At 60.1% G+C, this 19807-nt stretch carries 19 protein-coding genes; 3 read left to right on the forward strand and 16 right to left on the reverse strand.

Annotated features, from left to right (window positions below; all coding sequences use genetic code 11):
* Positions 1–518: 518 nt before the first annotated feature.
* From BM133_RS23840 to BM133_RS23860, 6 genes are all read right to left on the reverse strand, one after another.
* A complete protein-coding gene (locus BM133_RS23840; protein ID WP_093439248.1) occupies positions 519–785 on the reverse strand; it encodes a type II toxin-antitoxin system Phd/YefM family antitoxin in 267 nt (88 codons plus the stop codon).
* Positions 786–874: 89 nt separating this feature from the next.
* Entirely contained in the window at positions 875–1576 is a 702-nt protein-coding gene (locus BM133_RS23845; RefSeq protein ID WP_093439251.1) for a serine hydrolase domain-containing protein, read from the reverse strand.
* A 15-nt stretch (positions 1577–1591) separates the two neighbouring features.
* Positions 1592–1780 (reverse strand): hypothetical protein, encoded by a 189-nt coding sequence (locus BM133_RS34800; protein WP_143100207.1) that lies wholly within the window; start codon positions 1778–1780, stop codon positions 1592–1594.
* A 28-nt stretch (positions 1781–1808) separates the two neighbouring features.
* Positions 1809–3233, reverse strand: coding sequence for an ATP-binding protein (locus BM133_RS23850; RefSeq protein WP_256219329.1), 1425 nt, complete (start codon positions 3231–3233; stop codon positions 1809–1811).
* A complete protein-coding gene (locus BM133_RS23855; RefSeq protein WP_093439256.1) occupies positions 3230–3889 on the reverse strand; it encodes a response regulator in 660 nt (219 codons plus the stop codon). The genes BM133_RS23850 and BM133_RS23855 overlap by 4 nt, the downstream gene beginning before the upstream one ends.
* Before the next feature lie 618 nt (positions 3890–4507).
* Positions 4508–4900: a hypothetical protein gene (locus BM133_RS23860; protein ID WP_143100208.1), complete on the reverse strand. Its 393-nt coding sequence runs from the start codon at positions 4898–4900 to the stop codon at positions 4508–4510.
* A 122-nt stretch (positions 4901–5022) separates the two neighbouring features.
* Here BM133_RS23860 and BM133_RS23865 point away from each other — a divergent pair, with 122 nt between their 5' ends.
* Together BM133_RS23865 and BM133_RS23870 are read left to right on the forward strand one after the other, a co-directional pair.
* On the forward strand, positions 5023–5730 hold the full coding sequence (locus BM133_RS23865; RefSeq protein WP_093439262.1) for a hypothetical protein: 708 nt from the start codon (positions 5023–5025) through the stop codon (positions 5728–5730).
* Positions 5731–5822: 92 nt separating this feature from the next.
* Positions 5823–6803 (forward strand): toll/interleukin-1 receptor domain-containing protein, encoded by a 981-nt coding sequence (locus BM133_RS23870; RefSeq protein WP_093439265.1) that lies wholly within the window; start codon positions 5823–5825, stop codon positions 6801–6803.
* Positions 6804–7043: 240 nt separating this feature from the next.
* Here the strand turns inward: BM133_RS23870 and BM133_RS23875 are convergent, their stop codons facing one another.
* The 3 genes from BM133_RS23875 to BM133_RS23885 all read right to left on the reverse strand — a co-directional run bounded on the left by BM133_RS23875 (position 7044) and on the right by BM133_RS23885 (position 10212).
* Positions 7044–7274: a hypothetical protein gene (locus BM133_RS23875; protein WP_093439268.1), complete on the reverse strand. Its 231-nt coding sequence runs from the start codon at positions 7272–7274 to the stop codon at positions 7044–7046.
* 644 nt (positions 7275–7918) lie between these two features.
* Complete coding sequence (locus BM133_RS23880) at positions 7919–8830, reverse strand: NAD(P)/FAD-dependent oxidoreductase (RefSeq protein WP_093439398.1); 912 nt, start codon at positions 8828–8830, stop codon at positions 7919–7921.
* Between the two features lie 374 nt (positions 8831–9204).
* Complete coding sequence (locus tag BM133_RS23885) at positions 9205–10212, reverse strand: DNA-binding protein (protein ID WP_093439271.1); 1008 nt, start codon at positions 10210–10212, stop codon at positions 9205–9207.
* Between the two features lie 130 nt (positions 10213–10342).
* Between BM133_RS23885 and BM133_RS23890 the strand changes: the two genes are divergently transcribed.
* The gene (locus BM133_RS23890) at positions 10343–11434 is read left to right on the forward strand and encodes a site-specific integrase (protein WP_093439401.1); all 1092 of its coding nucleotides are present in this window, start codon (positions 10343–10345) and stop codon (positions 11432–11434) included.
* Between the two features lie 339 nt (positions 11435–11773).
* Here BM133_RS23890 and BM133_RS34805 read toward each other — a convergent pair whose 3' ends face one another.
* The 7 genes from BM133_RS34805 to BM133_RS23925 form a co-directional block, all read right to left on the reverse strand.
* Entirely contained in the window at positions 11774–12319 is a 546-nt protein-coding gene (locus tag BM133_RS34805; RefSeq protein ID WP_143100209.1) for a hypothetical protein, read from the reverse strand.
* A 938-nt stretch (positions 12320–13257) separates the two neighbouring features.
* A complete protein-coding gene (locus BM133_RS23900; RefSeq protein WP_093439277.1) occupies positions 13258–14421 on the reverse strand; it encodes an ABC transporter substrate-binding protein in 1164 nt (387 codons plus the stop codon).
* Positions 14422–14451: 30 nt separating this feature from the next.
* Positions 14452–15159: an ABC transporter ATP-binding protein gene (locus BM133_RS23905; protein ID WP_093439280.1), complete on the reverse strand. Its 708-nt coding sequence runs from the start codon at positions 15157–15159 to the stop codon at positions 14452–14454.
* Positions 15146–15910 carry an ABC transporter ATP-binding protein gene (locus tag BM133_RS23910; RefSeq protein WP_093439283.1) on the reverse strand — a complete coding sequence of 255 codons (765 nt, stop codon included), beginning with the start codon at positions 15908–15910 and terminating at the stop codon, positions 15146–15148. The genes BM133_RS23905 and BM133_RS23910 overlap by 14 nt, the downstream gene beginning before the upstream one ends.
* A complete protein-coding gene (locus tag BM133_RS23915; protein WP_093439286.1) occupies positions 15903–16904 on the reverse strand; it encodes a branched-chain amino acid ABC transporter permease in 1002 nt (333 codons plus the stop codon). Before BM133_RS23915 ends, BM133_RS23910 begins: the two co-directional genes overlap by 8 nt.
* Position 16905: 1 nt before the next feature.
* Positions 16906–17769, reverse strand: coding sequence for a branched-chain amino acid ABC transporter permease (locus BM133_RS23920; RefSeq protein ID WP_093439288.1), 864 nt, complete (start codon positions 17767–17769; stop codon positions 16906–16908).
* A gap of 162 nt (positions 17770–17931) precedes the next feature.
* Positions 17932–19059 carry an ABC transporter substrate-binding protein gene (locus BM133_RS23925; RefSeq protein WP_093439291.1) on the reverse strand — a complete coding sequence of 376 codons (1128 nt, stop codon included), beginning with the start codon at positions 19057–19059 and terminating at the stop codon, positions 17932–17934.
* Positions 19060–19807: the final 748 nt, after the last annotated feature.

Below are 19807 nucleotides of genomic sequence, written 5' to 3' on the forward strand. Positions count from 1 at the left end.
GAATTCTCATGGGTTCAGCAACTTCACAGCGAGATTTAATTTCCAGTCGTCGACGTCGCGAGTGCGCCCTTGCAGAAGCAGGCTAGTCCCTTCGCGTACTGACTCGACTTCCGCTGTGGATCAGAGCCAAGATTCCCCGCCTGATACTCTCAAACAGCGCAGGTGGGATGAACCCGTAGTCAATTCGAGGATTCTGTGTGGAAATGGGTCGGAGGTCATACCCGGGCCAGGTGAAGCGATTTACCTCCGTCAAGATCACCCAGGATCTTTCAATGTCGAGACCCAGATGAGCCTTCACCCGCAGCGGAATCTCAATCCCCAGGTCCCCACCTTCGGGAGGTGAATGAGTGATCGGTGAGACCGTAACGACCACCTGCTTCTCGACCTCTTCGACCGCTGTCACGATGACGCAGGGTCGGTTCCTTACACCTTCCGTCTGGCCTTGTTGCTGTTCGTGACTCCAAAGATATGCGAATGAGATGACAAGACCGACCTCCGGCTTTGGAAACGCCATTCGCCTAGTCGCCCAGCAATGCGTTCAATGCATCGTGACTCGAATCCATACGGCTTTTTGATAGAGCCTCAATGACCTCCAAGGGGAAATCTTGGATCGCATAGGCCTTGACCGCACGAGCCTTCAGGCGCTCAAACTCGTCAAATTCTTTCCTCGAGATAAAGTAGCCAGTAACACGATTGTGGCTAGTCACAGCCACGGACTCGGCTTGGACAATCTCACGGTAATGACCGAAGTTCTTGGCAAATTCGCTGGCAGCAACAGTGATCATCAGATATCTCCGTAGTATCCGTATTTTACGGAAAAGGAGGAAAAGGGCAAGTTAAGACGTGTGAGCCCTATGGGCGCACAAAATCGAACTCAGACCGTTAGATTTAACATAACACACATTGTGTTATCAGATATTCTGGCGCGTTGAAGCGTAGCCACATCCCAGCGCCGTAAGGGAAGATCGGGCTCAGTGAATAACGCGCCTGCGCTGGCCAGGGCATCAAAGTCCCACAACGGCGCGGCGACCGTGTTGTTGAAGGCCGGCGCCATGCGCGCCGCCTTGTCGCCGAGGTCCTGCACCGTGTCCTGCATGCCGAGAGGACCGGTGATGCTCTCTCGCACCAGCTCCTGCCAGGGCTTGCCGTAGCGCTCGGAGAGCACCAAACCCACCACGCCGAGGCCGAAATTGCTGTAGCCAGCCACGCAGGGCGGCGCCTTGGCCATGGGTTGGTTGGACAACGCCGCCAGCAAGCGGCGGCGGCTGAATCTCGAAAAGGGATCGGCGGAGGCGTAGCGCTCGAAATCCGGCGGGTCCCATGGCAGGCAGGCACTGTGCGTGATGAGCCGACGCAGCGTGATGGCAGACACCTCGGGCGACAGCGCGGCCTTGCCCCGGAGCAACGCGCCCAGGTTGTCGTCCAGCGCCAGGTCGCCGCGCTCCACGCTCTGCGCCAGCAGGAGGCCCGTGAAGACCTTGCTGATCGAGCCGATCTCGTAGAGCGGCTGGGCGTCTGTGTCGCTTGCCTCGGCCGGCGCGGTATCGCGCGCGGCGGCCGCCTCGTCGTTCTGCATGAAAGCGAAGCGCGCCTACCCCGCATGCAGCACGCCAACCGAGACCGAGCCGCGTTCATCTCGCAGCGCCATCCGCGCCGGTTCTGCGGGGTCGCTGGAAAAGCTGGGTGGCTGCGCCCAGGACGCGCTGAAGGCCAGCAGACCCGACAGCAGCAGCGCGCCGCGACGCCGTCTTGACCGCAGGATGTCACGAGCCTTCTTCATGCATTTGTCCATTGGGCATCCCTGATTTTCAGCCGGCTCGGAAATCCGCGTTGGGCACGCTCACCAGAAATCCGACCCCGCGATCGTCCAGCCCTGCAATGAGCGCCGCGTTGCCGCCCATGCCGCGCGCGGCTTGTTGGACGATGGACAGCCCCAGGCCCGAACCCGCAACGTCGATGTGGCCGTTGCCGCGCCAGAATCGCTCGAACACGCGCGCTTGCTCTGCCGCAGGGATGCCCGGACCGTCGTCGCGCACCAGCAGCGTGAGCCGCTCGCCCTCGTCGAGCAGATGCACGACGACGCGCCCGTTGGTCCGTCCGTAACGGATGGCGTTGTCGACAAGGTTGTCGACGATGGAGCCAAGCCCGGGCAGGTCGACTGAGGCCAGCAGCGCGTCCGGCGCCTCCAACTCGAGCTCGATGCCACGCGCCATCGCCGCGTCCGCCATCGGGGCCAGCCACTGGCGCACGGCCTGCGCCACACCGCCACGCTGCAGCGCGGGACGTTGGCCTTCGTCCAGCGAGGCCAGCAGCAAGAGTTGCTGCGCCAAGTGAGAGGCGCGCCCCACGGCATGGTTCAGGTGCTGCAAGCCCTCCTCCCGCACTTGTGCGTCGGTGGCGTGTGCCAGCACATGGGCCTGCGTGGTGATCACGGCCATCGGCGTGCGGATCTCGTGCGCCGCATCCTGCACGAAGAAGCGCTCACGGTCGACCTTTTGCTTCAGCCGCGCAAGGAGATGGTCAATCGCTTTCACCAATGGCTTGAGTTCGCGGTGCCGCACGTGCACTGCCAGCGGCGTGAGATCGTCTGGCGCACGCTGGGCGATGGTGCGGGCCACCTGCTGCAGCGGCGTGAGGCCGTTGCGCACTGAGAGCCACACAGCGCCAAGGACAATTGGCAGCGCCAGCACAAGGTAGGGCAGCAGGGAGCGGCCGTTGTAGGCGAGGAAGGCAGCGTCGGTACGCAACGGCTCGACGACACGCAGCGTCCAGCGCCCCGAGCGCGCTTCGTACACGTTGTGGGCGATACCACCTACCTCCACCGCCACGAGAGTGCGAGGCGCATCAGGTAACACGGTGTCGTGCAGCGCAGGCGACGCCCACACGCGCCGGCCCTGGTTGTCCAGTAACTCAAACAGCCGCACGCCCGGAAAACGTCCCTCCGCCTGACGCCGTGCATTGAGCCATTGGCTGGTGGCCGCCATCACGGCCTGCGCCTGGCCAATGTCGGCGATCGGCGCCAGCGCTTCGCTGAAGTCCTCGCTGAACCGGTCGAGGCCTGGCGCATTGGTCTCGATCCGCTGGGCCTGCACGTAGAGGTAGCCCAACAGCACGGCCCAGATGACCAGGAAGGCGACGAGCACCGAGGCCACGCCGCGGCGCTGCAGCGTGGGTTCGGTCACGCGCTCGCGCAGTCCACCGAGCATGGATGGCGGGGACAAGGCCTGGGTCATGAGGTCACCAGCAGGTAGCCGACGCCGCGCACGGTGCGGATGCAGTCGGCGCCGATCTTGCGGCGCAGGTTGGAGACATGGACTTCAAGGGCGCTGGAGTCGAGCGCTTCGCCCAATGGCGTCATGCGCTGCGCCAGCAGGTTCTTCGCCATCACCACGCCGGGCTCGCGCGCAAGTTCGAGCAGAATCTGGAATTCGCGCGGCGACAGCGCCACCGGGTGCCCGCCGCGCCGCACGCTGTGTCGACGCGGCTCGATGACAAGGTCGCCGACGGTCCAGCTTTCGCTGGCTTGGCGTGCGGCACGGCGCAGCACGGCATGGATGCGGGCAATGAGCTCAGAGGTGACGAAGGGCTTGAGGACGAAGTCGTCGGCGCCGCCGTTGAGTCCTCGCAGACGGTCTTCCACGGCGCCGTGCGCGGTGATCACGATGATGGGTGCGGTGCAGCCATGCTCGCGCCACCGCGCCAAGAGGTCGAATCCGCTGCCGTCGGGCAGGCCCAGGTCCAGCAACACGCAATCGAAGGCTTCGGTGTCGAGCAGATCCGGCGCATCGGCCGCACGTCGTCGCCACTCGCTGGACAAGCCCTCGACCTTCAATGCGGACTGCAAGGCGCGGCCGAGGTCCAGGTCGTCTTCGATGAGCAGCAGGTGCATGCGCCTATTGTGGCGAAGCGGAGTCCGTCAGCATGGGGGCAGTGAGGCGCCTTTGGCTGGCCTTAAGCTGGTCCTCGGGCCTGACGCGACGTCTTTCTTCGTCTCCCGTGGATGGCGACCGCCGTTGCACTAGCCCTGGCTGCAACACACCCACTCGTTCAGCAAGCAGGTCTTGCACAGAAAATCGGGGCCAAACGGCATGGGTTCATAAGCCGTTCGGTTCGATCCCATCGGCGACCACAGAAGAGAGCCTCGTTCCTCCGGCATGTCTCGTCCACGCTCGGAAAGGACGCGTCCGAAGAAGCGCTCACGAAAGCCGTGTCGTACTTACAGAAGCGCGGCATAGTGGCAATTGATGGTGACAAGGTGACATATCCGTCAAGCAAGCCGTAGAACGAAATCTTTGGATGGGTCAACAACGCCTTCGCTGCGCAGCCGCAAAGGTCCTACGTTCACCAGGCAGGTGATCAATCGTCAGGAGCACTCTCGACTGCTGCAGCAGCGGTCACCTACGGATGTACCGGGCGCGAGTGCCCGACGTGCAAAAGTATTCGAAATCAGGTTCGGCACCCGCCCTCCAGGAGCAACCTGATCAATAACGCCACGACGGCGCAGCCCTCAACCCCCAAGCGACTGCGCGATTGGAGCGAGGACGATCTTGCCCACCACCGCTGCGCCAGGCCCCTCGCCCATCAGTTCGGCAATCCGGCGTTCGTCGAGGCGGCCAGCCTTTAGATCCTCTCGCATCTGCGCGACCAGCGCGCCCTTGGCGAGTTCAAGCGTCGCGCTCGCCATGGGTGACAGCCCATTGATCGAATTCGGATCGTGGCTAGTCATCGAGTCGATGACTAGCCCAAACTCAGGAAGCAATTCAGCCGGGAGCCTAGGCTTGAAATCATGAAGCACCCACTTGGCCATGTTCAACACGCGCTGCGCCTGTCCGTCAACTACGCGGCCGATCGGCCGATCGGCCGATCGCCTTCGAACCCGATCACGTGCTGCGCCCACCATCGCAGCGCTCCCTCGGATTCAGCCCTAAAAAAAACACGCAACTGCGATCGCCGTCGGCATACTTCAAACGCACGAGCCGCTCGCTGCGTGCGCGCGTCCACCATGCCCATTGCCCACTCATCATGAAGACTTCCGAGAAACTTGCTCTCTTCACAGCCGCCGTCGCGGCCATCGGCTCCATCGTCAAAGTGTTTATCGGCACCGAGCCGCCCCTCACGAGTGCTTCGCCGCCCACGAGCGTGACCGCGACGAACGGAAGTCTCGTCATCTCAGGGCACAACCAGATAAACGGCGTCTACATCCAGAACTTCCAGAACGCCAGCGATAAAACCCCGCGCGTGCCCGCCCGAGAACCAGACGCCGGACCTATAGCTTCTCCACTAGTGGGCAGATGGCAAGGCACGTCCCGGTATGACGTCCCGGGGGCGGACCTCACCTCTAGCGGCTATTCCGAATTCCTGCCATCCGGCGTCTATAACTTCAGCGGTGAGTTCACGCTGCGAAACACGGCAAAGCTCGAACCGGACGCCTCGATCATCTCGAAGGTGGTCGCGGCTGGCAAGTGGCACGCCGAGGGCCAGAAATATGCCATCACCTTGGCCGACCTACAGACGGTCAGGACCGTGAAGCGGCGGCCAGGCCAGGCCGATATCGACCTCGATCTGGCCGCTTTCTCCGCTGGCGCGCCTCCCGTGCGCTTGGAGAAAGCAATCCCGAAGGAGGCATCGCAGGAATTCGCGTTGCTTGAACTGGGCCCCACAAGCATGCGGTCGACGGGACGGGACCTGCCTGGACACCGCATTGACTACGTAGCGATTCGGATGCCGTAACTCTTCTACTGTCGCCTTCTCGGTTCGTTCGGCAATTCAAACCGCCGACTAGTCAGCGAGAATTGCCTCACGTTCACCGCCGAGGATTTCCCGTGGCCAGACTGTTCTTCTCCTACTCACACGACGACGAAAGCTACCGCGACCAGTTGGAGAAGCATCTGTCGATGCTCAAGAATCAGAAGCTGATCGAGTCTTGGCACGACCGGCGGATCGAGGCAGGATCCTCGGTTGACGGCTCGATCCAAGCAGAGTTAGACAGAGCGGACATCATTTTGCTGCTGATCAGTGCGAGCTTTCTGGCGTCCACGTATTGCTACTCCAAGGAAATGGCGCGAGCGATCGAGCGGCACAATCTCGGCGAAACCGCGGTCATCCCAGTTATCGTACGGCCTTGTGACTGGCACTCCGCACCATTTGGTGGACTGCTGGCCGCTCCAAGGGACGGAAAAGCGATCTCGACCTGGCCCAACTACGACGAAGCCTATGCGGACGTGGCGCGACAGGTGCGCACGGTAGCCGAGCGCCTGGCCGGTGAAAAGCCGGTGCCGGCGTCCAGCCGAAGCACCAGAACCTCTGAGCAAGTCTTCAGCGAATTTTTGGGAGCGGCGCCGACCGTATGCCCTTCAGAACCCCGATCGAGCAATCTGGGACTTCGCAAGGAATTCAGCGACCTAGACAAGGACGCTTTCCTGAAAGACTCCTTCAACTACGTGCGTCGCTTCTTCAAAGCCTCGATGGAAGAACTCGAGAAGCGGAACAAGGACATCAAGGCCGTCTTCGGCGAAATCGACGCCCATACCTTCAACGCGATGCTCTACAAGCAGGGCAATAAGGTAGCCGAATGCTCTGTGCACTGCGGAGGAAACGGCTTTTCGCGCGAAAGTATTGCCTTCTCATTTAACGCCTCGTCGCGAGGCAACAGCATGAACGAATCTCTTACGGTGGATGCCGACACGCAGATCATGTACCTGCGCTCCATGGGTATGTTCTCCGGCGGAGACCGCGCCGAGAAGCTTTCGCAGGAGGGTGGCGCGGAGCTGTTTTGGGGGATGTTCATCGAACGTCTTCAATAGCGTTCCCGCCATCGTGGTTCATCACCAGTACTCGGAATATTTCTCCCAGCTCGGCCGCGGCCTGTGCCATGACGCGCATTTTGAGTTCGCGCAGCATGATCACGATTGCCTTGCTGGGTCATTTCGGATGGGCGCGCCGAGCGTGCCGTAGCGCTGCGTGTCGGATCGTCCATCGCTCAACCTCCAGATCCAAAACGCGGATCGCGTCCTTCCACAGAGGTCCGCCGCAAGCTACGAAACTCAGTCGGCAAGCCGCCGCTGCATGCGGAACTCGCCCCCTTCGAACAGCACGACGGCGACCACGTTACCGCCGGCGTCGCGCTCGAACTGCAGTTGGCTGCGCCCGTAATCGTAGGCGAAGCGATCGGGCCTATCGACCATGGGGAAGACGCGCCTGCGCTCCCAGTTGGCTGATCGCAGACCAAGCTGGCCGCCCTCGACCTTCACGTCGAAGTCGAGATTGCGCTGCAAGATCCGGCCGAGGTGATCGCGGCCTGCGTCGTCCGCTTCCTTGTCGGGGCGACGACCGCCAGGGCTGGTGCTGTCTTGTTGGTGCGCACGGCCTGCATGCGGCCACCGCCCTGCGTGAAGTCCACGCGGGCCAAGGCGCCTTCTCGCGAGCAAACACGTAGACTGCGCCGGCGGGCTGCGCACCGGCGCTGCTGGCCAGCACCACTGCGGCCTCCTGTGTGTCGGGCGTCATCATCCAAAGCGTGCGGAAGCCGCAGTCAGGCCCTAGTGGAAGTAGGCGCGCTTCTCCTGTGGCTTGCGCATCATCACGGCGTAACCGATCTCGCTCAACAAGATTGTGCTCAACGGCCGCTTCCCTTTGTCCCTGCCAGTAGTTGGGACCCCAATCCGCATAGCGCCCAGGCAAATCGAGGCAATGCTCGTATTCGCGATGCCAGCCCTTCAAGGCATTCTTGGTTGGGGGAACCCAACTGACGAATGGACGCCCTGACGCATTGGGCGGAACTTGATGTGGAGCGAACGCTTGAATGCTGTTCTCGTATGAATACTTGAACGTCGCCTCCCGCACCGAAAGGATCTTCGGTCAAAATCAGCCGATTTCAGGCGTCCAATAATTTCGTCTTGCCGATAGTCAGATGTAGAGGTCAGGCTGCATTCGCCAAGAGCGACGCTGGAGGCAGGCTGGTCATCGATTGAGCCAACTGCAATTCGTTCTGGATGGATTTTGCGACCTGCACGCCATGGGCATATGACGTCGTGACGCAGGGGTGCCAGTAGTTCGTTACGTCGCCAACTGCGAACAGGCGTGGAAAGTGCGGAACCGCGCCGTTACGATCGACGTCGAGGTATCCGTCTTTCAGCGGCAGGCGCAAGCCACCGGGAATGCAGACTTGGAAGCCGAACTGAACGCCTAAGATATCGTAAGGGGTGCCGTTGACGCTCATACTGAGTTGGTCCGCACGGAACGGTCCAATGTGAACGAACCGTGCTTCAACTTGGCGCATCAGAATCGGTTGTGCCCGCGGAGCATGGCGGCAATAAATGTCAACGCAGCTTGCACCTTTTTGCTTGGCGAAGGCCGCCTGATCGAAGGCGTTGTCGCCGCCACCCAGGATCGCTACTCGTTTGCCGACGACATCAAGACGCTCCATCGAAATGCCGGGCCCGATGCCCACGCGGCCGCTTTCGAGGAACCCCTCACTCCGTGGTTTGACGCCCGTCGCGATGACGACGTAGAGCGCTGAGTGAGTGGCCCGCTCGTTCGACACCTCCCAGCCGACGTGATCGGCGCTGAGTTGAATCTTTGCCGCGGCGAAGTTCACCAAATGGGGCACTGCGGCGGCTTTCAAGTGTGCTTGAAGTGACGCCGCCACCTCCTGGCCTGTCTTGCCGTGCAGCCCCGGTATCCATCGGTTGCAGTACGGGCTTCTCAGCTGAAGTCCACCGACTGCTGAACCAGCTTCGACCAGCAACACGCGCAGGCCTAATTGGTGGGCCCACAAAGCACAGGCCACACCGGCCGGTCCACCGCCGACCACGATCAGATCTTCGATCATCTTCGAGCAATCGACAACTGGCGACATTGCCTATCAACGCATGATGCATAGGACATGACGCTTGGTGCCGCCCTGCTTGCGCACCGATGTCGCAGAATGCGAAGCCAAGTGCTGTTTTTGCTCGATGGGCTCGTCATGATGTGCTGGCCTGCCAGTCGCTGCTGCCTGACCAGTGGATGAGGCGGTATGTGCCAGGCGGGGTCGGTGGACACGCAGGGCAGCGAAGCTGCACGCGCTCCAGTGGCCGCGTTGCCTCTTCATCATCAGCTTGTCACTGCCAATCCTGGGGCTGTATCTCATGGCCGATGCAGACTATTTCCGCGACCGGACCGACCTCCAGAGCGACTACTCCGAGCTGCGCGCTAGTTGGCGAATCAAACGGTGCGGGGTGGCGCTGGCGGCTTGCGCTTCTTCGGATTCGTCGTGAGAGCGCTAGTCAGCATGTCGCGCGTCAGTTGATGCGCACGCTCTTCCACAGCAAGCCGGGCTCGAGTTTCGTTGTTCGCTTGCTTGGTCGACCGAATCTCTGACTGCAACCGCTCAAGCTCGGCCGCTTTTTCGGAGACGTCAGTGCGCAGTTGCTCCGCAAGTCTCTCTGCGGCGCGCGTAGCGACTCGCTCGGCCTCCAGTTTCAAGGCGCCCTCCTCCTCGTTGCGAGTTCTCAGCTTCTGCTCTTTTGCAAGCTCCGCGGCCGCTTGGTGAGTTGCCAAGCGCTCCCTATCGATATCCCCCAACAGCCTGTGCTCGCGTGCTGTGTGTCGCGCTTCGACTTCCCTCTGACCTTCCTCTCGCGCGGCCATAGCCGCACGGTGCTCGAGTCGCTGCGCGTCCAATTGCGATTGGGTTTGCGCAAGCGATTCACGCAGGCGTCGGATTTCACCCTGGGCACTATCCTGAAAACGCGCCGCCTCCGATAGCTGCCCCTTCACGGATTCGAGCGCCTGCCGCGACGACGCCAGTGCACTCTCGAGACTGCCGCGGGTGTGCTCGAACGCAACTTCGCGTTGTCTCAGTTGCGCTTGCTGATCATCCAACGCGGCGGACTTGAGTTCGATTTCACGGCGCACCGCTTCAGCCTGCTGAGCCTGCGTCTTCGCTGCCTCAACGCGCGCAGCCTCCCAGAGCTGTTGAGCAACCTGCAGCAGTGCCGGCGGTATTCCGTTCGCGGCCACGCCTTGTGCGGAAGCACCTGAGCTATGGCCGAGCCGCTTCCCCAAGGTGGCAAACCAGCGCTCAAGCATGGGGCTCACGGTGTTCGGCGACCCGCTGCCGATCTTCTGCCGCACCCGCTCGATGGTCGGGCGCAGCCCTTCGGCCAGCAACAGGTCGGCCGCGGCCCACACCTGCGGCTCCTGAATGCCTCTCGAACTTCTGCTTTCCATCTGCCTGCTCCAACTTCGATTTTTACCCTCGATAATGAAAACTTATCGAGAGCAATTCAGCATATATGTAATACATCATACATGCCATGTATTAAATAATATGAAAAGCGTGCCCGCGAAAGTCTCGGCGATGGAAGTCAGCCTCAAGCGCCACCCCATGCTCGATCCGGCGAAGTTGTCGGAAATGGCGGAAGACGCCGCGCGCGACCTGCTGCGCGAAGGCGAATCCGCGAACACGCTGGCCGCTTACCGCTCCGCCCTGCGTTACTGGGCCGCCTGGTTTGCCGCTCGGTATGGCCAGCAGCTACGCCTGCCCGTGCCAGTCCCCGCAGTTGTGCAGTTCATCGTGGACCACGCCGAGCGAACGACCTCCACGGGCCTGGTCTCGCAGTTGCCGGCCGCCGTCGATAGCGCCCTGGTGGACAACGGCTACAAGGGCAAGCTGGGCGCCCCCGCCTTCAGCACCGTGGTGCACCGGATCGCGGTGCTGTCCAAGACCCACCAGCTGGCGCACCAGGTCAACCCCTGCGGCGACGCGCTGGTGCGTGAGTTGCTGGCCAAGACCCGGCGGGCCTACGCCAAGCGCGGCGCCCTCCCCCGCAAGCAGCGTGCGCTGAGCAAGGAGCCCTTCCAAGCCCTGCTCGCCACCTGCGACGAAATGTTGCGCGGCCGCCGCGACCGCGCCCTGCTGCTGTTCGCTTGGGCCACCGGTGGGCGTCGACGCTCCGAGGTAGCAGCAGCCGCCATCGAAAACCTGCGTCGCGTCGAGCCTGCGGTGTTCCTCTACACACTGACGCATTCAAAGACCAACCAGGCCGGGGTGGAACGGCCGCAGGACACCAAGCCACTGGTTGGCAGCGCGGGCGAAGCGATGGAGGCCTGGCTGGCCGCCAGCGGGATCACCAGTGGCGCACTGTTTCGGCGAGTCCGCAAAGGTGGTCATCTCGGCGAGGCGCTCAGCGCGGCCGCCGTGCGCGACATCGTCAAGGAGCGGTGTGCGCTTGCTGGTGTCGAGGGGGAGTTTTCTGCGCACTCGCTGCGATCGGGGTTCGTTACCGAAGCCGGGCGACAGAACATGCCGTTGGCCGAAACGATGGCGATGACGGGACATCAGAGCGTCGCGAGCGTGGTGGGGTATTTCCGCGCAGATGCCTCGCTCAGTAATCGAACTGCAAACCTTCTCGACGCCATTGGACCCGAGAGAAAAACTCTTGATCCGTAGGTCCCTGGTTCGAGCCCAGGTCGAGGATAGAAGGAATGGGTTGAAAAGGGTCGCGCAGATAAGCGCGGTGGCAGGCTGCAGCAGGGCATGCGCGATCTCGCAGTTCGCATAAGCAGTGTGGATGGGCACTACGGAGAGTCCTTTTCAGCCCGGCTGAGCATTCTTGGTCAGCAAGAAGAGCATGAAGGTCTATATGGCGATGATTCACGCAATCAAGACAGCGCCCTCGCGCGAATCGGATGCGCGCCAGAGGGCTAAATCGCGCCCCGTCGATGAGCCGAAAGCTCGTCGTGCCAGCCCTGAGCCTAGTCGGACCCGGCGTGCGATCCTCAGCTTCCTCTATTCGCTCCTTGTAGTGGACATGACATAGCTCGTGGTCCCCTGCATGTGAAGAGCCGGTGGCTTGCGCCCCATGCGGGACCAAATTTCCTTGATTGCCCGGTCAACAATGTCGGCAATCTTCTGCGCCGACTTCAGTTCAAGAAGGGTTTCCCACGGCTCCATGACAAGGAGCTCCACCGCATCAATCGGATCTTCGTCCGGAGCGATGGGCGACCGTTTCGATCCCCGCTTTATCGCCGGCCTTGGATGAGCCAACGAATCGCGGGCCTTGAGAATTCGCCGGACATCGCTCCATGGCAATGCCCCGTAATTGACGTCCGTCCCCACCGCCCTGCCGATCAGCTTGAACTTCTCAGAAGCAGGCTTGCGTTCGACGTTTTTCCCACCAAGCCAATCGCTGCTGAAAATCTGTGGTCCTTCAGTTTGGCAGAAGCCCTCGATTGCGAATGCCAAAGTTACGAGCGCGCCCAGGCCGGCCCGGTAGCTACCCGCACCACCCGCCTCCCGAATATCGGGAAGACAAGCGGATGCATGCCAAAGCACGGGAAATGGCTTGAAGTTCCTCTCGATCGAGATCTCAAACTCTTTTTTTCATCGTTTCCCCATCAATTGCGAGACCGAAATATGCAAGACGTGGTGCACGGTCCCGCCTAAAGTCGGGCAGGAAACCGTGCCCTGTGCGCGGGGTGCCTGAAACGCAGCACCCAGCCGGCGAGGAGCAGAGCTGCGTCAAGGGTTGGTTCATCCCTCCTCCGCAGAGCGGCAGAAGATGCTGCCGACGCCGGGCCGCAAGGGAGGCCAATGAGCGCCAGCGTGAGCTGCATGCTCGACAAGGACCGGGCACCGAGAGCAACTTCGTCCGCTCATATTCAGTGCTGTTGATGCCGGCATCGCCGGCGGCGCGCCGTCGAGCAGCACGCTGGTGCTCGTGCTGTTCGACTCGTCGTCGGAAAATCCGAGGCCGCGGATCCTAAGCAAGGCATTGCTGCAGGTGAGGTCGGTGAAGTAGACATTGGGCGCCTGCCGCGCTACACCGACAGGCCGTTGATCATGCTGACGCTGCCGGCCATCTCGAACGGGGTCTTGCCCTGTTTCGTCGCGGTCACGACCACAGGGCTAGGCTGCCTTCGACGCCGGGAGTCGCGCCGCCCGCCCCCTGAGCGACGGCATAGGACGCACGTCGGGGGCGACAGCTCTTGGCGTCGGCCTGCAAGTTATTTGGAATGCTCAAGCAGTCGTTCAATGAGCACACGGCGTGAGACAGCCAACTCGTTCTCGACGCGTCATCTCGATCAGCTCCGGGACCCGTGAAGCAACATAGCCGATACCTTGGGAAATGCTGAGAGCAAATCTGCCAAGAGATTAAGGAACTGACTGGCCGGCCTCCCACGTCAGTTCTCATGAAGCCTTGGCGCATCTGGTGCATTCCCATGGGCCTCCTCCTGAAAGACTTTTCGGGGAGCTACAGGAGGAGCATATTTTTACTTGATATCTTGTGCGGACTTCGAGACCGGTTTGCCACCTTCAATCGCTCCAATGTACATCCCCAGCGTGGAGGCGCCTTTGTCGTCGACGCCGCTCACTTCAACCGGATTTATGCTGCTTGGCAGTTGCCTAGCGGCCTTGTCAAGCTGTGCCCGAATGGCCGTGGCGTCTGTCACAGTGCCCGCCATCTTCATCGACGCGACAATCAACTGGACCGCCGTATAGTTCAGCGAGGTTTCCCACGTGGGAATGCTGCCGGGATACGCGTTGTAAAAGCGCTTCGTGAATGCCTGCGCCGCAGGCGCAGGTACCTGTGCGAATGGAAGCGTTCCGATCGCGCCCTCCATCATGGAGTATCCGCCCAAGACTTTGGCCATCTCGTCAAATCGAGCTTGATCCAGCATGACGAATCCACCTTTGAACCCCAATTCCCTGGCCTGCTTGACCACGAGGGCCGTGGGCTCAGAGGGGCCTCCAATGAACATCACATCGGGTTTTGTCGCGAGTACACGACTCACGCCACTGTAGAAGTCTGTCGCCTTTACATAGGACATCGGGTTGTCCGAGACGATTTTTCCACCTGCGGCCAGCCAAGCCGGCTTGAACGCTGCGATCCACGTCCTTGCATAGTCATGGTCGGCTGCGGAAATCGCCAAGTTCTTTCCGTATCGCGTCATGGCGTACTTGACGAACGGTTGAACATAAGCGGTGAAGTCTGGTGGGATGCGCAAAGTCATCTTGTTGCCCCGCTCCGTGATCTGCGGCAAGCTTGTGTACGCCACTACGATGTATTTTTGCTGCTCATTGGTTGTCTGAAGCGCATAGGTCCCGCCTGAGTGGGCGACCAAGATAACCGGAGTCTTGTATTCCTGGACCATGCGTTGGGCATTGATTGCCGTTTCGCTCGGGTTGTACTTATCATCCAGAGCAACGATTTCCAGCTTGTACTTTTTTCCCGCAACTTCGAAGCCCGCGCTGTTGACTTCGTTGGCCGCCATTTGCATGCCGTCCAACACATTCTTGCCGTACAAGGCGGCACCGCCAGACAGTGGACCGGAATAGCCAATCTTTACAATTTCCTGGCTGAACGCGGAAGTTACCGATGCAATCCCAAAAGCGACTGTGATGGAAATTTGCTTGGCCCTTGAACAGAGATTCATAGAATTCCCCTTGTGGTTAAGTTGATCGATTCACGCTCCGATGTAGGCTTCGCGCACCAGCTCATTACGCATGAGCGATTCGGGGGAACCCTGCATCACAATGCGGCCGCTTTCGAGGACATAAGCGCGGTCGGCGATCTTGAGCGCCGCATAAGCGTTCTGCTCGGCAAGTAGTACAGATGTCCCCGCCTTGTTGATCCGCTTGATGGCCTCGAACACCTGTTTGACAACAAGCGGTGCCAAGCCCAATGAAGGTTCATCCAGCAAAAGAACTTTTGGCCTGCTCATGAGCGAACGACCGATCGCCACCATCTGCTGCTGCCCGCCAGAAAGAGACCCTGCCGCCTGCGACTCTCGTTCCGCAAGAATGGGAAAGAGGTCAAATACTTCTTCGAGCTTCCGCTTGTTTCCTGAGTTGTCGCTTCTATGCACATAGGCGCCGAGCGTCAGGTTCTGCCTCACGGACATCTGTGGAAAGAGCTTGCGTCCTTCGGGGCAGAGCACCACTCCCTTGCGCACAATCTCCGAAGGGGTGCGCCCCGTTAGGAGGCTGCCGAAGCACGAAATGGAACCGCCCGTCGGCTTCTTCAGGCCGCTCGTGCTCAAGAAGATGCTGCTCTTTCCCGCGCCGTTCGCACCGAGCAACACAACCAGCTCGCCCGGCAGTACTTCGAGATCGATGGCGGTCAACGCACGGAATGAGCCGTAGTGTTGCGACACGGCCTCAAGCTTCAACATGATCACTCCCTAGATAGGCGTCGATCACCGCTGGATTGCTTCTGATCTCCTGTGGCGTCCCTTCGGCGATTCGTTCTCCATGGTTCAGGACCATGATCTTGTCTGCGATATTCATGATCATGCTCATCTTGTGTTCGATAAGGCACACAGTAATTCCATGGGTAACGAACTTGCGGATCAACTCGGCGATTCGAGTTGTCTCCTCAGGATTTAATCCACCGGCCGGTTCGTCAAGCAACGCGAGACTCGGTTGCGTTGCGTACGCGAGAGCGAAAGCCACCCGTCTGCGTTGCTCCTGGGTTATGTCGGCGGCGAGACGGTCGCGAATGTGCGCGAGTCCAACAAAGTCCAGCGCCTCGAGCGCCTTCTCGCGACACAGCTTCTCTTCTCTCACAAGCCTGGCACTGTTCAACAGAACATCCAACAGCCCAGAGCGGGTCCGCAGCCTGTGCCCCACTATCAAGTTGTCCACAACCGTGGCTGCGTCAAAAAGTGCTGTGGTCTGAAATGTGCGTGCTAGACCAAGAGTCGCAATGCGAGCGGCTCCGAGACGCGTAATGTCCCGACCCCTCAGAGTAATCTGGCCAGAGGTTGAAAGGATCGCCCCGGAGATCAAGTTGAAGAACGTGGACTTGCCGGCACCGTTCGGACCGATGATTGCATTGACTTTCCCGTACTCGACTGTGGTGGTCACGTTGTTGACCGCGGTAAGGCCTCCAAATGCCTTCGTGAGGTTTCGGATCTCAAGCACGGTCTACTCCCGTAGTGACAGTGGACTCGAGTCCCCGATTGCGTTTGTCGTCGTTCGCCTGCGACCACCTGGCTCTCCAAGTGCTATAGGTTCCTACAAGGCCATCCGGCATAAAGATGACCAGTGCGACGAGCACGGGCCCGAAAACGATGAACCGGTACTCTTGAAGGAACTGCAGATACTGCGTCAACCACGGCACCGAGATCGCGCCAAGGAGTGGCCCCAACAAAGTGCCCAAGCCACCCACCAGCATGTACATCGTCATATCGAACGTATGCGTCACATCGGCCAGCCCGGGCCCAATGAAGCGAACAAATCCCGCATATAGGCCCCCCGCAATGCCGGCGTAGAACACGGAGACAAGAAAGGCCAGAAGCTTGTTACGCATCAGATTGATGCCTAGAGCTTCAGCCAACTCCTCCCCGTTGCGGATGGCCAGGAAGGTGCGTCCGACCAGAGAGTTGACGATCTTGCGCATGACCAGGATCCCAAGCACCAGAAAGAAAAAGGTGAGGAAGTAGAGGGCTCTGGGCGAATCGAAGGAGATACCGGCAAAGCCCGTCGGTATCGGGATTCCGATAATTCCTACGGAGCCATGAGTAAGCGACTCCCACTTCTCGATCCCCAGTGAGATGATGGTGCCGATGCATAAGGTGAAGATGGAGAAGTAATGCCCCTTCAGGCGCAGAGAAAGGGCGCCGACAAAGAGGCCGAGTACCGTCGGAACGACACCCGACAAGACAAACGCCACCCAGAACGGCACGTTGTAGTCCACTGTCAAAATTCCGACGGTATACGCGCCTACGGCCATGAATGCGCCATGCGCAAGGTTGAATTGCCCCGTATAACCCGTGATGATGTTCAGGCCCAACGTAGCGATTGCGAACACGTAGGCCGTGGACATGACAGTGAGTTGGTAGTCATTCTTCGCCAGGAATGGAAACGCCGCCCCTACCAAGAGTAGCAACAGCCAGCCCATGTTTGCCTTGCGCATATCAACGGCCTCCGCTCTTCAGCAGTCCTTGTGGCCGCAGCGACAAGATGACCACGAGAAGGATGAATGCGACGATGTCCTGGTAGTCGGGAGACAGATAGAAGCCTCCGAAGCTCTCCGCAAACCCGATGACAAGGCCGCCCAGGATTGCCCCTGGTACGCTACCCATACCCCCGAGAATGATGATCACGAATGCCTTCGTGATCACGAGATGACCCATGGCGGGGTAGATCAGATTGATCGGCGCGTAGAGAGTGGCAGCGATCGCGGCCAAGGCGCCAGAGATGGCGAATGTCAGCATGGATACCACGTTCGGATTCACACCAACGAGTGAAGCTCCTTCGCGGTTCTGCGCCGTAGCGATGATCGTCAAGCCAAGCGCCGTTCTGGTCAGAAACAAGTGCAACGCTCCGACCAGGCTGAACGCCGAAAGAATGATCAACAAGCGTTGAGATGGTAGGACAACGCCCCCTAAGTCGATGATTCCAGCGTATGGGGTCTGTAAGCGGTGGAACTCTGCCCCCCAGATGGCTTGCGCTCCCGCCTCCAGAAAAAGCAAGACGCCGATAGCAGCGATCATGGGATGCAAGCCGGTAGCGCCCCGTAGCGGATTGAACACAAGTCGCTCCGCAACTGTCGCCATGCCTGCTACAACGAATGCGGCACCCGCCATGGCCAACCAATAATCGACTTGGTAGGTCTTAACGAGATGGAACGCAATGAAAGCGCCCGCCATGTAAAAAGCGCCGTGCGCGAAGTTGGGAACGTGCAGGATGCCGTAAACCAGCGTTAGTCCGAGGGCAACTAGGCAATAGACGCTGCCAAGCGTCAAGCCGGCTAGCAGTTGTTGAAGGAAAATCTCCATACGGCCTCTATGAATCGATCTGTTCGTGTGGACCGGCAAATGCCAGTGTCAAATTGATGCATCTGCCATACCTTGTGCGCGCTCGATGCAGGGGGGCTTGTGCTGTGCGGTGCCGGGTTGCACAACGCGCGCGTTGCGGATGCGGTGCCGTGGGGAGCGCATTCATCTCGAGATTCGCCCGGTGGCGCTGATGTGCGTCAGATCGACAAAGTTCGTTCCGGTATTGCTTGCGCCCGTGAAGTCGACTGGTAACCCCGCGATCGTGCCTTTGAGTGTCTTGATAGCAGCGTGCACGGCACCAGGCGCATTCGATGTGGTGCGCCTCAGTGCTTCCATGAGCACAGCGGCGGACACATATCCTTCCATCGTGGTGTAGTTGACGGGAACTCCCGCCGCATTTGCGCGCTTGCGAAACTGCTCGATCGCTGGGTCTGCTACAGCCCAGGGGTAGGGAACGATCTGCGATACCACGAGGCCCCGCAGCCGCCCCTGTAGTGCCTCCGCAGTGGCCTCCGCTGAGACGAAGGACATGCCGTAGAAAGCGGGGTAGGATTTTTGCTTCTCCATCTCGCTGATCAGCGCTGCAGGAACGACCCCGGCAGCATAGAGAACCAGGGCCTGAGGCAGAGCTTTCGCCAAACCCTCAGCCGCCTCGGACGTGTTCGAGCCGTTCATCTTCAGAGCCGCGACTCTTACCGGTTCAATGCCGAGTTCTGCCAGCTTGGCTACCACTGCAGTCTTGAACTCCTCTCCTCCAGGACTCGCAAAATGAGCGACCGCGATGCGGTGCAGTCCTAGAACGCTCAAGTGGCTCACGATCTTCGCAGCTTCCTGCTGTGACGTGGCTCTGATGTAGTAAGACGAGCCTGCTGTCTGTTCCCGGGCGACGTCAGTAATTGCAGGGACTGCCATCAAGGGGACCCCCGCATTACGTAGCAACTTGTCTACCGCCAGCACATTGCTGGTACCGATATAGCCGAACAACGCGGAGACTCGATGCTCTCGCAACAGAATTTCTGTGTTGGCAACGGTCTTGGCTGGATTGAATTCATCGTCCAACGACACCAGGCGGATCTTTTGACCGTTGATGCCATGTCCCTCATTGGCTGCAGCAATTGCAAGCCCGGCGCCTTGATTGAATGTGCGTACCTGCGCGCCAACGATGCCGGATGAGATTGCTGACTGACCGATTACCAACTCTCTAGGCTCCTTCAAGGCACTGCGGCCAATCGCCGGAATGCCGAAGACGCTCGCACCGCCCAGTGCGCACACAACAATTCGCCGCTTCATACGCCTCGCCTTTCATCAACTACAGCCATCCCAAAATTTGACTTTACGGTGTTGATTTACGGTGTACTACAGGGTTTCCGATAGGCGGAATGCGAAACACTGGGCGAGAGGTCGGATTTTGGTCGCATGGGGGACAAGCAGAAGCCGCACGACATACGGTGTGAATCACGCTTTCGCAAGCGGGCTTACCTGTGATGGGCAGGTAACTACAGGCTGACCCCCGATGTGTACCAATCGGACGAGGAAGAACACGCGGAACTTGTTCGAGCAAACGCCGGGACCCTCTCGTAAATTGCGCATACGTGCAGAAGCTGATTGATCAGGGCTAACTCGAGGGGAACGAGCAGGAATTTGCTACATGTTCTTTGCGGAGCTTCACGGCTTGATCGTTCTGCGCATGACCAGCCGCCCTCGTACAACGCGAGAAGAGTTGACGAGAAGTGCCAGAGCTATTTCTCTTGGATCGCACGAGGCCTGCATCCTGCGAGAGCGCCAGAGCGGCTCTCGCGAACACCTGCCGCAGCGCCACCGGCCAACGCACAAACCGGAACAAAACGCCGAATGGCAGAGGCCCGCTGACGCCAGTCGCGGTTCGCGTCGCCGTATAGGTCAATCCGCGAGGAGAGCCGTCGCTCCAAATCGGAGCGGCCCAGGCTCAAACCAGTCGCCCTCGCATTGCTGGGGCCGCGCCGCGGTTGTGATCAAGGGTGCCGTCTGGCGACGGCGGAAAGCATGTTCCGCAGATACG

The organism is Variovorax sp. 770b2 (genome assembly GCF_900115685.1).
Lineage (GTDB): Bacteria > Pseudomonadota > Gammaproteobacteria > Burkholderiales > Burkholderiaceae_C > Variovorax.